The organism is Streptococcus mitis, from assembly GCF_946190375.1.
Lineage (GTDB): Bacteria > Bacillota > Bacilli > Lactobacillales > Streptococcaceae > Streptococcus > Streptococcus mitis_CJ.
Window position 1 is genome coordinate 59662 of the sequence record NZ_CAMIAF010000001.1, and the last position, 15084, is coordinate 74745.

The following is a 15084-nucleotide window of genomic DNA, read 5'->3' on the forward strand; positions in this document are numbered from 1 at the left end:
TACCGTATCATTTCGTCGGTACCTTTCCTCATTCTACGAGTCCTATCCCATAACTTCGTTGATAGCTCAGCTCGTACAAGTAGTGATACCGCCTCAACGTGTGTTAATATTCTTCTTTTATACTAATAAACAAAAGGCAATGAAAATCATTTTAAAATGATACTGTGGAACGGAAAGATTTTCGCCACTTCCAAAAGAAACGACATTCATCACTCCACTTTAAATTATAATAGATAATTCTCTAACATAGATCATCTAATTAGCAAATCGTTACTTTCAATAATGGATATGCTGATCTAAAGTTAAAATTACTTTTCCCTACTAATTCTATTGCTAGCCAATATAGTATAAATCAAATAAACAATAAAAAGGATGATAAAAATAACATTAATTTTTAACACAAAATAGAGATTTAACAAATTTGCGAACGCATGAAATAATAGACAGTATCCCACAGATTTCGTTTGACGGTAAAGAAGCCCTAAAACAAAACTTAAAAATAATGTATATATAAAAAAGAAAATAAAAGGAAATCCTTGATGACTTTCTCCAACTATAAACCATAAAGGCAGATGCCATATCCCCCAAATTGATCCTACAATCAAATTAGATTGCCAATAAGTATATTTTTTATCAAGTAACGGTTGTAATATACCTCTCCATCCTAATTCTTCATGTCCACCACCAAAAAAAATTAATTGTATAAAGAATAGCGGCATCAGATAAATTGATACTCCGTTTAATTCTAAGGAAGATACAGAGAATAGTATCAAAATTGCTAACAAATGAATAATGAAATAAATACTACTATTTTTTCTTTTATTAAATACAAAATGTTTAAATTTTATATTATTACTTTTCAAATAAAAGCCACTTGCAATAGCTGGACCAAGTGCACCAACTATATGTAATATTCTCCCTATAAACGTATCTAATCCCAAAATATGAGATTGTGTAAATAGGGAAAGAAGTCCCCAAGCTATATAAGTAATTCCGAATGTACAATAAAGATAATTTTTTAAATTCCTTTTATCAATTTCTGTCATTTTATCTTCCTAATCTTGATTATTCTACGTATAATATTTTTTTACTGCTTCTTAGTTGCTCTCGATTATAACTACCTATATTCTATCATAAAAACACAAAAAAAGCCTTACAATCAAGGCTTTTCATTATTGAATCATACCAAGCTTTCTATGCTTTTATCAGCAAAGCTACACACTCAACGTGATGCGTTTGAGGAAAAAGATCCACCGGCTGGACTTTCTTCAACTCGTATCCCAATTCTTGGTAGAGTTTGATATCACGCGCCATGGTTGCGACATTGCATGAGATATAGGCGATGCGGTCTGCTCCTGTTTGAGCGCTTGCCTTGATAAAGCTTTCTGTGAGCCCTTTTCTTGGTGGGTCTACTAATATAACACTTGGTTGAATACCGTCTTTGAGCCAATTCTTCATGGCATTTTCAGCTGTATCACAGACATAGTGGGCGTTTGCAATATTGTTCAATTGAGCATTCTTCTTACTATTCTCAACTGCTTCTGGAATCACTTCAACACCATAGACTTCCTTGACGTGTTTCGCAACAGAAAGGCCAATCGTCCCGATACCAGAATAGGCATCAATAACCACATCATCTTCTTTTAACTCCGCAAAGTCAATGGCTGTTTGATAAAGTTTTTCAGCCATTTCAGTATTGACTTGGTAAAATGCTGGTCCAGCGATTTGGTAGTCATTTCCCAACATTTGGTCAGTGATAAAGTCTTGTCCATAAAGTGTGCGCCATTCCTTACCAAAAATAGCATTAGTGTTCTGGTCATTGATATTTTGCATAACAGACACAATCTCTGGGAATTGCTTGATTAATTGTTCAATCAATTGGTCCACACGAAAAACTTTGGGACGAGTTGTTACCAAGATAACCATGATTTGCCCTGAATAGTGTCCGCGACGCACCACAAGATTACGAATCAAGCCAGATTGTTCCTTTTCATCATAAGGTTTCAAATCATAACGGCGGAGCAAGTCACGTAGGCCTACTACTACCTCATCAATCACAGGATCTTGGATAAAGAAATCTTCTAGAGGCATGAGGTCATGAGAATTCTTACGGAAAAACCCAGTTTCCAAGATACCATTTACTCGACGAACAGGGACCTGTGCCTTGTTGCGGTACTTAACTGGATTTTTCATACCCAAAGTTTCAGCAACCTCTACATCAGCAATCCCAGCAATCTTGTATAGACTGTCTTTGACTTGCTTGGTTTTAAACTTGAGCTGCTCTGGATAAGCAAGATGCCCCAAGTCAGCGATACCTGATCGTAGATAAGCTAGGTCAAGGTCTTGGTTACGATGCGGAGAGTAAGTAAGGTATTTTTCAACTTTTCCGAAACCAATCTTTTTATTGACCTTGAGGATACGCATGAGGATTTTTTCACTCGGTAAAGCATTCTCGACAAAAAAGACCAAACCATCTACCTTGGCAACTCCTGCACCTTCATGGGTCAAATCAACAATTTCAACTTCTACAATATCATTTTTCTTTAACATTCTCTTCTCTTTCTATTGGCCGACAAAAAAGACGGCAACGTTACGGTTACCATCTATTATACCATGAAATTTGTAATCAGATTCTCTTTATCTATGCTAGTTCATTGCTTTAAATGCTGCTTCTGCATCCGCATTACTGATAGCACCAAATTGAATCTTTCCAATCTTTCCTTGGCTATCAATTAAATATTCTGTAGGAATGCTTCGGATTTGATAAGCTTGGAATGTGGTTGCTTTTGTGTCATAAAGAACTGGGATATCCTTATAACCTTGATCTTGGAACCATTGTGGGAATTGCTCGACAGTTTTTTCACCTTGAATTCCTGGAGCAATGACACTAAGAATTTCAAAATCACGATCTGGTTTCGCCGCTAGTTCCATCAACTCTGGCATACTTTTCTTACATGGACCACACCAGGAAGCCCAAAACTTCAAATAGACTTTTTTACCCTTATAATCCGATAACTTAACTTCTTTGCCATCCATAGATTGCAATGTGAAGTCTGGAGCATCTTTTCCAACAGCAATTTGTTGTACAGTCGTTTGTTGCTGTTTTTTTGGGGATTGTTGTGGAGCTTGAGTCTTTTTAGTCTCTTCCTCACCACAGGCTATCAATACGACTAATGACAAGAGGCTTAAGCCAGCAAATATTATTTTTTTCATTTGTTCTCCTTTATTCAAAAATTCCAGCTAGAACATTTACTTGTCCTAATAGTAATAAAATTCCCATTAAAATAATGAGGAAACCACCAATTTTCTTTAGTAGCATCATATGGCGCTTGATTTTACTAAAATAAGGCATCACTACTCCTGAAGCTAGTGCCAAGACCAAGAAAGGAATTGCCATCCCTAGAGTGTAAATCAAGGTATAAATAGCACCTTGCCAAGCGCCATTGCCTCCAGAAGCCGCAAGCGCTAAAACAGAACTCAAAACTGGACCGATACAAGGCGTCCAACCGAAGCTAAAGGTAATACCGAGTAAAAAGGCCGACCAATAACGATTGGCTTCTGATTTCTTAAAAGTAAAGCTTTTTTGAACCTCTAATTTCTTAAAATGAAAAATTTCCATCTGGTGAAGGCCCAAAATAATGATAATCGTACCCATGGTATAGCGAAACCAATTGGCATAGAGAATATTACCAAAGTAACCAGCACCAAATCCTAGAATAAAGAAAATGAGTGAAATACCTGCGATAAAGCAAAGCGTTCGAATCAAGCCTGACCAGGCAACTTTTCTTCCAAATAAGGAGAAGCTTTTTGCACTTTTCTGATCATCCAGCAAAATTCCAGCATAAACTGGCAGAAGTGGAAAAATACAAGGAGAAAAGAAGGACAATACCCCTGCTAGAAAAACGGAGATTGAAAATACTATCGTTTCCAATAAAGAACCAACTTTCTTAAGAATTTAAACCTATTGTACTATAAATATTAAAATTTGTATCAAGTTTGCTACGGTTAACTGTCTTTATTATTATATTATATAAAACAAACTCTTTAATAGTACACTATGTTTTCTAAAACATTATTAGAAATTGATTTGAATTTCGCATCAAAGGTGTCCAATTTTTATTTCATTCCATTATAGATAAAAGAAAAGATTGAAGAAATTTGTCCAAGTCGACTTTTTCTTCAATCTACTTTTACTTATTTTAATAAGTCCCTTCTTCACCTTGACTAGTCAAGATAACAGGTCCATCTTTCGTAATCACGAATTGGTGTTCATATTGGCAAGATAGGCCACCATCAATGGTCTTATGGGCCCAACCGGTCTTCATATCTGTATCAATTTCCCAGTCACCTGTATTGATCATTGGTTCAATAGTCAAGACCATTCCTTCACGAAGACGGAGTCCACGACCAGCAATACCATAGTTAGGAACCATTGGTTCTTCATGCATAGTTGGGCCAACACCATGACCAACCAAATCACGCACTACACCGTAACCACGACTTTCAGCGTATTCTTGAATGGCTGCACCAATATCACCAATACGGTTCCCAACAACAGCTTGCTCAATCCCCTTGTACATAGCTTCTTTGGTTACATTCATCAAGTTTTTCACTTCTTCGGACGGTGTACCAACAGCATAAGCCCAACATGAGTCTGCTAGACCACCAGAATAGCTCTGAGTGTATTTTTTCATTTGCTCAACATTGTTGAAGTTTAATTTTGAGACATTCAGGTCAGATTTGGCAATAGGACCTCCCAAAACCATATCAACTTTGAGCAAATCACCATCTTTCAAGATATAGTGACGAGGGAAAGCGTGAGCCACTTCATCATTAAGAGAGCAACAGGTAGCATAAGGATAGTCCATCATGGCACCGTCAACCCCAATCTGAAGCGGAAGGAAATTTTCTTCCTTGCAACGACGTCGGACATACTCTTCAACTTCCCACATATCTACGCCAGGCTTAATCAAATCACGTAAGCCGATATGAATACTTGCGAGGAAATCACCGGCTTTATCCATAGCTTCGATTTCACGAGCTGATTTTAATGTTATCATTTTTTCTCCTAGTTTCTAATTAATTTTAACGGTTACATTTGCTTTTGAAACAATCTGATGACCATGATAAATATCGTAATCAATAATAGCTGATCGTCTCGTATGATGGATAATACGGGCTTGAATACGCAATATATCATCTATCTGAACAGCCTGCAAAAAGTAAATTAGCATCTGCTCAATAATGAGATTTCGACCACTATTCACAACTAAATCTTGGGTCATATGAGTCAGTATCTCCGCCAATACACCATTAGCCAAAACACCATTTTTCTCTAGCATAAAGGGTTCCACTGTAATCACTACTTCATCATGGTGATAAGCGAGTTTTTGACCAATCTGCTCAGAAAAAGTCGGTAGAGCAGAAACTTGGGAACGGCTCATCTTCTCCATGACATCTCGTCGCGTCACAACTCCAAGCAAGGTTTGATTATTTCGAACAACCGGTACCATTTCAAAGTCTTCAGCGATCATCCGTTGACTCACATTGGCAATATTTGTCGATAATCCAACCAAAAACAGACTACGAGACATGACCTTGTCAATTGTGGTACTTGGTGACTTATCACCAGCGTCTCTCATGGTTACAACTCCAACAACAATCTGGTGTTGATTGATAACTGGGAAACGGCTACTACGATTCTTACGTACCAAGTCCAAATAATCTTTAACTGTATCTGTCTCTCTCAGAAAACCATATTCATGACTCGGACGATAAAGTTTCTCAACTGTCAGAATATCAGTCTTGATTTGGACATTTGACAGGGCTTTATTGATCATGGTCGCGACAGTGAAAGTGTCATGTTTGCTTCTTAAAACAGGAATTCCTTTTTGATTGGCCAGTTTAAGCACATCATCATGAACCTGAAATCCACCTGTAACCAGAACTGCATTTTCATTTTCCAGCGCTAGTAATTGAATACGGGTTCGGTCTCCGACAATCAAGAGCCCCCCATCGTGAAGGTAAGACAAAATATTTTGTTCGGTCATGGCACCGATTGAAAACTTACTAAATTCTCTCTCTAAACCTTCTTGCCCAGCCAGAACCTCAGAAGAAGTCACTTCTGCTATCTCAGCAAAAGTTAATCTTTCGATAGCAACTTTCTGGGATTTAACGCGGATAGTACCACTTCTTGGTCGAGTCTCTACAATTCCACGATTTTCAGCTTCCTTGATAGCGCGATAAGCCGTTCCATCACTGACTCCCAGATGGTTGGAAATACTACGAACACTAACCCTCTTTCCGACAGGTAATTCTTCCAAATAGCTTAGAATTTCCTGATGCTTACTCATTGAATTCTCCTTTTACATACCGAAATTCAAGATAATCCCGCATTTTTCTTGTGTAACGATCACTTCCCTTAAACTGACGAATCAAACGGAATCCAGACTTAAGGGCAACCCGTTGACTAGATTCATTTTCAAGATGGGTAATGATAGATAATTGTTTTAATCCAAATTCCTCAAAAGAAAGCTGACAAATTTTTCTAACAACTTCTGTCATAAATCCTTGCGACCAAGCATCTTTTCTCAAAAAATAGCCAAGCTCAGCTTCTTTTTTGATTTCATCTAACTTCTCAAATTTAATAGAACCAATCATTTGTTGATTTTTCTGGTCACAAATTGCCCACACTCCCAAAGGGGACTTCATAAAATAATTGGCCAGTGCATATTGACTTTCTTCCAGACTTGCCTGCGTTGGGAAAATAAATTGTAGATTTTCTGGATTCGAAGCTATCTCATGGAAGTCTTGACTATCACTAAAAAAGAAAGGACGCAAATACAAGCGATCCGTTTCAAAAAAAGAAAACATTGCTAATTTGGTCCAAATATTCATAAACACCTCTACGGTTTAATCCTCAACAAGTGTAATATCCGCTCCTAGATTACGTAATTTTTCAATAATATCAGAATAACCACGTAAGATAAACTCGATATTGGTAATTTCAGTTTTACCTTCAGCCATAAGCCCAGCAATGACTAGTGCAGCCCCAGCTCGTAGGTCAGTCGCTTTAACACTTGCCCCACGTAAATCACGTCCACCTGTGTACAAAATATGACCATTTGTTGTCGAAATGTCCGCATCCATCTTTGCTAGTTCAAAAACATGATTTACACGCTTTTCGTAAATCGTATCGACAATTGTACCACGACCATTCGCTCTTAGTAAAAGTGGGGTAATCGGTTGTTGCAAATCAGTTGCAAAGCCTGGGTAAGGAGCTGTCTTAATATTGATTGCTTTCAAATTAGACTGCTCTTCGACAAAAATGCTGTCTTCAGATACAGTCATTCTCACTCCCATTTCTTCCAGCTTAGCAATAAATCCTTCTAGGTGTTCGTAAAGAACATTATTTATACGAATCCCCTTTCCGACTGCAGCAGCTAAAGAAATATATGTTCCAGCTTCGATACGGTCTGGAATCACCTGATGACGTGTCCCATGTAATTTGTCAACACCATCAATAATGATGATATTAGTTCCTGCACCACGGATATGGGCACCCATATTATTCAAGAGAGTAGCTACATCAATAATCTCTGGTTCACGGGCTGCATTTTCAATAATGGTACGACCATTCGCTTTAACCGCAGCAATCATCGTATTGATCGTTGCCCCTACACTAACCGTGTCCATGTAAATACTTGCACCATGAAGTCCTGTATCTTTAGCAGATAACTTCATGTTATCTCCCTCGTAGCTAACAGTGGCACCCATAGCTTCAAAAGCCTTAAGGTGTAGGTCAATCGGACGAGGACCAAGATCACATCCTCCCGGTAAACCAACTGTCGCTTCACCAAAACGGCCTAATAGGCTCCCATAAAAATAGTAAGATGCACGAAGACTGTTAATTTTACCATAAGGCATTGGAATATTTTGAACACCTCTTGGATCAATCTCCAAGACATCGTCATAACGCTTAACAGTAGCTCCCATCAATTCCATAATTTCGACAAGACTGGCTACATCCGAAATATCTGGAACACAATCCAAAGTCACCACATCATCAGCCAATATGATAGCTGGAATTAAGGCCACAACGCTATTTTTAGCACCACTAATAGTGATTTCACCTTGTAGTGGTAATCCACCATTGATAACAATTTTTCTCATTCTAAGTTTTCAATACTCTTTCAAGATTTCTAATAAGGTCTTTAAAATAAAGTATATCATAAATTTATCCTTTTTTCCATCCTTTTCAATTTTATTGGATAGTAAGCAATAAATAGGGTTAAGTTGAAAGGCTACGTCTACATTTTTCTTCAACATTTTTTGATACTAAAAAGAGCCTGAATTAAAAATTATAAAATACCCCAAAAATTAGATTTTCTCTATCTAACTTTTGAGGTATCGTTCAACTATAAGAGATAATAGTCTTTTGGGATGTTAATACTATGCGGAAATCAAAAACAACTCATGTCTGTGTCACCTTACAGATAATCTACTACTGACCTTCTCATCTCTATATTCAATTGCAAATAGTCGTATTTAGTTGACTCAGAACAAACTTCCGAGTTTTTTTATTAAGCATTGGAAGTGAGTTCTTTTTGATTCTCGTTCAGCAGGTTTTAAGACTTGTCCTATCCAGATAATATCTTTTCTGCAACCCACAATGACTAACAAATAGCTTTTCTTTACTCTACTACCGCTTCAGCGATTTCTTCACGGCTAATACCAGCGAAGTAGCGTGTGATATCAATGGTTTCTAACGCTTTGAGGACATCTTCGCGTTCGTATTTCACCCCACGAAGGACATCTTCTACTGCAGCAACGTCTTCAATACCAAAGAAGTCACCGTAAATCTTGATATCTTGGATTTTTGATTCGACGACATTAGCAAAGACTTCGACCTTACCACTGGTGAATTTTGTTCCACGACGGACGTTAAATTCAGGTGATTTACCATAGTTCCAGTCCCAAGTTCCAAACTTAGTATCTTTGATACGGTTAATTTCAGCTAATTCTTCCTCAGAAAAAACGTATTCTGTCATCTCTGGGTACTCTTTTTTCATGTATTCCAAGAGTAAATCACGGAATTCTTCGACTGTGATTTTTTCTGGTAGTTCATTGACAATATTGGTGACACGGGCACGAACCGATTTCACACCTTTTGATTCAAATTTATCCTTTGAAACCTTGAGAGCGTTAGCAAGGACTGACAAATCAACGTCAAAGAGCAAGCAACCATGGTGCATGATACGGCCGTTGATATAGGCTTGAGCATTGCCACAGAACTTCTTACCATCAATCTCAAGGTCATTACGGCCTGTGAACTCAGCTTTAACCCCAAGTTGAGCCAGGGTATTGATAACTGGAGTTGAGAAGCTCTTGAAGTCAAAAGCCTTGTTTTCATCTTCTTTTGAAATGATCGTGTAGTTGAGGTTATTTAAATCGTGGTAAACAGCTCCACCACCGCTGATACGGCGGACCACCTCAATACCATTTTCTCGAACATAATCACGGTTGATTTCTTCGATGGTATTCTGGTGACGACCAACAATGATAGATGGCTTGTTAATCCAAAGTAGGAAGATTTGATCCTCATCCAAAAGGTGTTTAAAGGCATATTCTTCCAAGGCAATATTAAAGGCAGTGTCGTTTGAATGATTGATAATATATTTCATAAGATACCTTCTAATACGATAGAGACTGGAAAATAATTCCAGTCTAGTCTATCTTCGTTTTATTTTTTCTTAGGTGAATGGATAGCCATTCCAAGAACGTCTGCAAATGCTTCGTACATTACTTCAGAGTAGGTTGGGTGTCCGTGGATAGTCTTCAGCATTTCTTCAACAGTAATTTCCATTTCGATAATGCTTGACGCTTCGTTGATCAATTCAGCAGCTGCAGGACCAATGATGTGCACACCAAGAATTTCCCCGTATTTCTTATCTGCAATGACTTTTACGAAACCTTGAGCAGCATCAGAAGCAATGGCACGACCGTTAGCAGCAAAGTTGAATTTACCAATGGCTACATCGTATTTTTCACGAGCTTGTTCTTCTGTGAGACCTACTGCTGCTACTTCAGGAAGAGTGTAGATAGCTGCAGGTGTCAAATTCAATTTGGCAACAGCATGGTTTCCTTTAAGGGCATTTTCAGCAGCAACTTCACCCATGCGGAAGGCTGCGTGCGCCAACATCTTAGTACCGTTGATGTCACCTGGTGCGTAGATACCTGGAACAGAAGTTTCCATGTATTCGTTGACCTTGATGCGTCCACGGTCCAATTCAAATTCAACATCGCCAATACCTTCAAGGTCTGGCACACGACCGATTGAAAGAAGAGCTTTATTTGCGATGATATCGTCTTTTCCTTCAACCTTGATACGAAGTTGACCATTTTCCTCGATGATTTCTTGCAGTTTAGTACCAGTCAAGATGGTCATTCCTTTACGCTCAAGAATTAAGCGAAGGTTCTTAGAAACTTCCGCATCCATAGCTGGCACGATACGGTCCATCATTTCGATAACAGTTACTTTTGAACCAAATGTCATGAAGGCCTGACCAAGTTCGATACCGACAACACCACCACCGATGATAACAAGGCTTTCTGGCACTTCGTTCATTTCAAGAATATCGTCACTGGTCATGACAAGTGACGATTCCATACCAGGAACGTTGATCTTGCTGACTTTTGAACCACCAGCAAGGATGATTTTCTTGGTTTCAAGCAATTCAGAACCATTTACCAAAACATTCTTGTCTTTAGTAATAGTACCGATACCCTTATGAACAGTTACTCCATAGCTACGAAGAAGTCCTGCAACACCACCAACAAGAGTATTAACAACTTTAGATTTAGTTTCTAAAAGTTTGTCCATATCTACAGTGAAGTTTGGATTTTCAATGACGATACCACGATTTGCGGCATGACCGATATTCTCGATGATTTCAGCGTTGTGAAGGTAGGTCTTGGTTGGAATACATCCACGGTTTAAGCAGGTTCCGCCGAGTTCAGATTTCTCAACTAGAGCAACCTTACCACCGAGTTGGGCAGCTTTGATGGCTGCAACATAACCAGCAGGACCTCCACCAATCACAACGATATCAAAAGCATCATCGCTCTTACCATCATCGTTTGAGGCACTTGCTGCAGGTGCTGGGCTAGCTTCTGGCACTGCTGCCCCAGCTGTTGGGATATTTTCCCCTTCTTCACCAAGGTAACCGATAACTTCCGTTACAGGGACTGTTTCACCGTCCCCTTTAAGGATAGCAATCAAGTACCCATCTTCTTCAGCTTCCAATTCCATGCTGACTTTGTCAGTCATGATTTCCAAAAGGATTTCTCCTTCTTTTACAAATTCTCCGACTTTTTTATTCCATTGGACGATTTGTCCTTCTGTCATATCCACGCCGGCTTTTGGCATAATTACTTCTAAGGCCATGTCTTCCTTCCTTTATCTATATCTTAAAAATGAATACTCTTGCTCTTAAATCAACATTGATATTGGATTTTCAATCAATTCTTTCAAGTCCTTCATAAACTTAGCACCAGCCATACCATCTACGACACGGTGGTCAATGGTTAAACCAAGACTCATGATTGGACGAATGACAATCTCACCATTAACGACAACTGGCTTCTCGATTGTCGAACTGACGCCAAGGATAGCTGAGTTTGGTTGGTTGATGATCGGACCAAAGGACTGAACACCAAACATTCCCAAATTACTGATTGTGAATGTTGAGTTTTGCAGTTCGCTTGGAGCTAATTTACCATCCAAGGTACGGCCAATAACATCCTTAAAGGCTACAACCAGTTCTGAAAGAGTCATTTTCTCAGCATTGTAAACAACAGGTGTCATCAATCCATTATCCATTCCAACTGCCATGGCAAGATTGACATAGTTGTGAGTGATAATAGTCTTGCCATCTTCTGTCAATGAAGCGTTGATATAAGGATGCTTCATCAAGGTTTTCACAACAGCAAGTGAAAGGAGGTCTGTTACAGTAGTCTTCTTCCCAGTTGCTTCCATGATTGGCTCAAGAACCTTCTTACGAAGAGCCAACATTTCAGTCATATCAACTTCATAGTTAAGGGTGAAGGTTGGCGCAGTTAGGTAAGATTCAACCATACGTTGGGCAATAACCTTACGCATTGGTGTCATTGGAATACGCTCAATTTCACCGTATGGTGTTACATTATCAGGAACTTCTTCCACTTTTTCAATCTGAGCAGGAGACTTGATGGTATCGTTTTCGATATTTTCAGGAAGCAAGGCCAAAACATCCTTTTTCATGATTTTACCACGATGACCGGTTCCTTGGATTTCCTGCCAAGCAATGTTATGTTCGAGGGCAATTCGTTTTGCAAGTGGCGAAATGCGAACCACATTTGTGTCTTTATAAGTTTCCACGTCTTCTTTGTGGACACGACCGTTTGCACCTGAGCCAGAAACGTCGTAGAGGTTGATACCTAAATCATCCGCTAACTTTCTAGCCGCAGGAGTCGCTCTTAGCTTGTCATCAGCCATGACCTCTCCAATTCTATTTATGATACAAAGGGCGTTAAAAGTCAAAGTGAAAATAGGAAACTTGACGAAGAAACTTTAGTTTCTAGGAAAGTTTATCTTTTTCACACAGACTTTAGCCCGAATTCAATTACATGATGCAAAGGGCGTTTAAAAGCGACCGAAAAATAGGAAATCAACGTAGACTTCGATGAAGTTAAGGAGATTAATCTTTTTCCGAGCTTTTAGCCCGTGCTCAACTCTACAAGTAACTTGAACACGAAACGCGTCTCAAGTTACTACGGTTGCCGCTATTTGGCGGTCAACCTTGTAGACTTACTAATTCATTCGTCGAATATTATCGATTCGACTCACTCATGTCGCAACTCTTCAAATCATTTGAATACAAAACATATCTCAAGTTACTAAAGTTAAAACCTCTAAAACATTACATAATTTAATTTATGTAATTCTATTCTTTGTTATATGTTTTACGGATTGCATTTTTGATGCTTTCAACGGTTGGAATCATTGCATTTTCTAGGTTTTGTGCATAAGGCATCGGCACATCTTCTCCTGCGCAACGACGAATTGGTGCATCTAGATAGTCAAATGCTTCTGATTCTGAAATAATAGCTGAAATCTCTCCGATATAGCCACTTGTTTTATGGGCGTCGTTGACAAGAACAACCTTACCAGTCTTCTTAACTGAGTTTATGATGATATCCTTATCAAGCGGTACAAGGGTACGTGGGTCAACAATTTCAACTGAAATTCCTTCTTCTGCTAATTCTTCAGCAGCTTGAACCACACGGCGAAGCATTTTTCCATAAGTAACAACTGTTACATCCGTTCCTTCGCGTTTGATTTCACCAACCCCAAGTGGAATTGTGTAGTCTGGATCAACTGGCACTTCCCCTTTTTGGTTAAATTCTGACTTGTATTCAAGAATGATAACTGGGTTGTTATCACGGATAGAAGACTTAAGCAGTCCTTTCATGTCCGCAGGTGTACCTGGTGCTACAACCTTAAGTCCTGGAATGTGAGTAAACCAAGACTCTAGTGATTGCGAGTGCTGGGCTGCAGATCCAACTCCATTACCAGCAGCGCATCGAACAGTCATTGGAACCTGACCTTTACCACCAAACATATAACGTGTTTTAGCGGCTTGGTTGACGATATTGTCCATGGCAATAACTGAGAAGTCCATGAAGGTCATATCAACGATTGGACGAAGTCCCGTCATAGCTGCTCCTGCTGCTGCTCCAGAGATGGCAGCTTCAGAAATCGGACAGTCACGAACACGTTCTGGACCAAATTCTTCAAGCATTCCAACAGAAGTTCCGAAGTCTCCTCCGAAGACACCGACGTCTTCTCCCATCAAGAACACATTTTCATCGCGACGCATTTCCTCAGACATAGCAAGGATAATGGTGTCACGGAAAGACATTGTTTTTGTTTCCATTTTATCTCTTTCTCCTTAGTCTGCGTAAATATCTTCAAATGCTGATTCAAGCGGTGGGAATGGACTTTCCTCTGCAAATTTAACAGAAGCTTCTACTGCTTCCTTGACTTGCGCTTGGATTTCTTCCAATTCTTCGGCACTTGCAATAGCGTTTTCAATGAGGTAATTGCGGAGGTTTTCAATTGGGTCTTTTTGTTTCCACAATTCCACTTCTTCACGCGTACGATATTTACCAGGGTCAGATGATGAGTGACCAAGCCAGCGATAAGTTACACTTTCAATCAAGACTGGACCATTGCCACCACGAACATGGTCTACAGCTTTCTTAAATCCTTCATAAACATCGATGACATTGTTACCGTCTTCGATGAACATTCCAGGAATTCCATAAGCGGCGCTACGTTGATGGATATGTTCTACATTGGTCATTTTCTTGATATCCGCAGAGATACCGTAACCGTTGTTAATGCAATAGAAAATGACTGGCAGGTTCCAGATAGAAGCCATGTTCACTGCTTCGTGGAAAACACCTTCGTTGGTCGCACCATCTCCAAAGAAGCAGACAACGATTTTACCGGTATTTTGCATTTGCTGACTAAGAGCTGCACCAACAGCGATTCCCATCCCACCACCTACGATACCATTGGCACCAAGGTTACCAGCATCAAGGTCGGCGATATGCATAGATCCACCTTTTCCTTTACAGGTTCCAGTGTATTTACCAAGGATTTCAGCCATCATCCCGTTGAGGTCAATTCCTTTGGCAATAGCTTGTCCGTGACCACGGTGGTTTGAGGTAATTAGATCATCCGGATTGAGAGCCAACATAGCACCCACGTTAGCTGCCTCTTCTCCAACAGAAAAGTGCGTCATTCCTGGCACTTTCCCTTTCTTTACTAATTGCGCAATTTTTAAGTCCATACGACGGATTTCTTCCATCTTACGGAACATTTCTAGCAAAAGATTTTTATCTAAAGTTGACATCTTCTTGCCTTTCTAACTTTCTTCTTACCTTACTATTTTACCGTTTTTAGAAAATACTGTCAAAGTTTTTCTCAAGGAAATTTCACAAAATAAAAAAGAAAACCCTATAGGAATAAGGGATTTC

13 protein-coding genes are annotated in these 15084 nt (G+C 39.2%); all 13 read right to left on the bottom strand.

All coding sequences use genetic code 11. The annotated features are described in order from the left end of the window. Positions 1 to 308: 308 nt before the first annotated feature. The 13 genes from N8M09_RS00280 to N8M09_RS00340 all read right to left on the bottom strand — a co-directional run bounded on the left by N8M09_RS00280 (position 309) and on the right by N8M09_RS00340 (position 14960). Positions 309 to 1046, bottom strand: coding sequence for a CPBP family intramembrane glutamic endopeptidase (locus tag N8M09_RS00280; RefSeq protein ID WP_261062764.1), 738 nt, complete (start codon positions 1044 to 1046; stop codon positions 309 to 311). Positions 1047 to 1194: 148 nt separating this feature from the next. After that, positions 1195 to 2550, bottom strand: coding sequence for a 23S rRNA (uracil(1939)-C(5))-methyltransferase RlmD (rlmD, locus tag N8M09_RS00285; RefSeq protein WP_261062765.1), 1356 nt, complete (start codon positions 2548 to 2550; stop codon positions 1195 to 1197). A gap of 96 nt (positions 2551 to 2646) precedes the next feature. Next, on the bottom strand, positions 2647 to 3213 hold the full coding sequence (gene sdbB, locus N8M09_RS00290; protein WP_261062766.1) for a thiol-disulfide oxidoreductase-associated lipoprotein SdbB: 567 nt from the start codon (positions 3211 to 3213) through the stop codon (positions 2647 to 2649). A 10-nt stretch (positions 3214 to 3223) separates the two neighbouring features. Continuing rightward, on the bottom strand, positions 3224 to 3931 hold the full coding sequence (gene ccdA2, locus N8M09_RS00295) for a thiol-disulfide oxidoreductase-associated membrane protein CcdA2 (protein ID WP_261062767.1): 708 nt from the start codon (positions 3929 to 3931) through the stop codon (positions 3224 to 3226). 268 nt (positions 3932 to 4199) lie between these two features. Then, complete coding sequence (locus tag N8M09_RS00300) at positions 4200 to 5060, bottom strand: methionyl aminopeptidase (protein ID WP_049488763.1); 861 nt, start codon at positions 5058 to 5060, stop codon at positions 4200 to 4202. Positions 5061 to 5075: 15 nt separating this feature from the next. After that, positions 5076 to 6353 (bottom strand): CBS-HotDog domain-containing transcription factor SpxR, encoded by a 1278-nt coding sequence (spxR, locus tag N8M09_RS00305; RefSeq protein ID WP_261062768.1) that lies wholly within the window; start codon positions 6351 to 6353, stop codon positions 5076 to 5078. Continuing rightward, positions 6346 to 6897, bottom strand: coding sequence for a GNAT family N-acetyltransferase (locus tag N8M09_RS00310; protein ID WP_049524053.1), 552 nt, complete (start codon positions 6895 to 6897; stop codon positions 6346 to 6348). Before N8M09_RS00310 ends, spxR begins: the two co-directional genes overlap by 8 nt. 15 nt (positions 6898 to 6912) lie before the next feature. Further along, the gene (locus N8M09_RS00315; protein WP_261062769.1) at positions 6913 to 8172 is read right to left on the bottom strand and encodes a UDP-N-acetylglucosamine 1-carboxyvinyltransferase; all 1260 of its coding nucleotides are present in this window, start codon (positions 8170 to 8172) and stop codon (positions 6913 to 6915) included. Between the two features lie 521 nt (positions 8173 to 8693). Beyond that, positions 8694 to 9683: a lipoate--protein ligase gene (locus N8M09_RS00320; protein WP_000873998.1), complete on the bottom strand. Its 990-nt coding sequence runs from the start codon at positions 9681 to 9683 to the stop codon at positions 8694 to 8696. Between the two features lie 59 nt (positions 9684 to 9742). Then, a complete protein-coding gene (gene lpdA, locus N8M09_RS00325; protein ID WP_261062770.1) occupies positions 9743 to 11446 on the bottom strand; it encodes a dihydrolipoyl dehydrogenase in 1704 nt (567 codons plus the stop codon). A 45-nt stretch (positions 11447 to 11491) separates the two neighbouring features. Beyond that, complete coding sequence (locus tag N8M09_RS00330) at positions 11492 to 12535, bottom strand: dihydrolipoamide acetyltransferase (RefSeq protein WP_000752717.1); 1044 nt, start codon at positions 12533 to 12535, stop codon at positions 11492 to 11494. Between the two features lie 448 nt (positions 12536 to 12983). Continuing rightward, complete coding sequence (locus tag N8M09_RS00335) at positions 12984 to 13976, bottom strand: alpha-ketoacid dehydrogenase subunit beta (protein ID WP_153193762.1); 993 nt, start codon at positions 13974 to 13976, stop codon at positions 12984 to 12986. Between the two features lie 15 nt (positions 13977 to 13991). Next, complete coding sequence (locus N8M09_RS00340) at positions 13992 to 14960, bottom strand: thiamine pyrophosphate-dependent dehydrogenase E1 component subunit alpha (protein ID WP_261062771.1); 969 nt, start codon at positions 14958 to 14960, stop codon at positions 13992 to 13994. Positions 14961 to 15084 lie beyond the last annotated feature (124 nt).

Excerpts from the sequence above, each read along its gene's own strand:
- N8M09_RS00280 (WP_261062764.1), bottom strand. The coding sequence starts at position 1,046 with ATGACAGAAATTGATAAAAGGAATTTAAAAAATTATCTTTATTGTACA.
- rlmD (WP_261062765.1), bottom strand. The coding sequence starts at position 2,550 with ATGTTAAAGAAAAATGATATTGTAGAAGTTGAAATTGTTGATTTGACC.
- sdbB (WP_261062766.1), bottom strand. The coding sequence starts at position 3,213 with ATGAAAAAAATAATATTTGCTGGCTTAAGCCTCTTGTCATTAGTCGTA.
- N8M09_RS00300 (WP_049488763.1), bottom strand. The coding sequence starts at position 5,060 with ATGATAACATTAAAATCAGCTCGTGAAATCGAAGCTATGGATAAAGCC.
- spxR (WP_261062768.1), bottom strand. The coding sequence starts at position 6,353 with ATGAGTAAGCATCAGGAAATTCTAAGCTATTTGGAAGAATTACCTGTC.
- N8M09_RS00310 (WP_049524053.1), bottom strand. The coding sequence starts at position 6,897 with ATGAATATTTGGACCAAATTAGCAATGTTTTCTTTTTTTGAAACGGAT.
- N8M09_RS00315 (WP_261062769.1), bottom strand. The coding sequence starts at position 8,172 with ATGAGAAAAATTGTTATCAATGGTGGATTACCACTACAAGGTGAAATC.
- N8M09_RS00320 (WP_000873998.1), bottom strand. The coding sequence starts at position 9,683 with ATGAAATATATTATCAATCATTCAAACGACACTGCCTTTAATATTGCC.
- lpdA (WP_261062770.1), bottom strand. The coding sequence starts at position 11,446 with ATGGCCTTAGAAGTAATTATGCCAAAAGCCGGCGTGGATATGACAGAA.
- N8M09_RS00330 (WP_000752717.1), bottom strand. The coding sequence starts at position 12,535 with ATGGCTGATGACAAGCTAAGAGCGACTCCTGCGGCTAGAAAGTTAGCG.
- N8M09_RS00335 (WP_153193762.1), bottom strand. The coding sequence starts at position 13,976 with ATGGAAACAAAAACAATGTCTTTCCGTGACACCATTATCCTTGCTATG.
- N8M09_RS00340 (WP_261062771.1), bottom strand. The coding sequence starts at position 14,960 with ATGTCAACTTTAGATAAAAATCTTTTGCTAGAAATGTTCCGTAAGATG.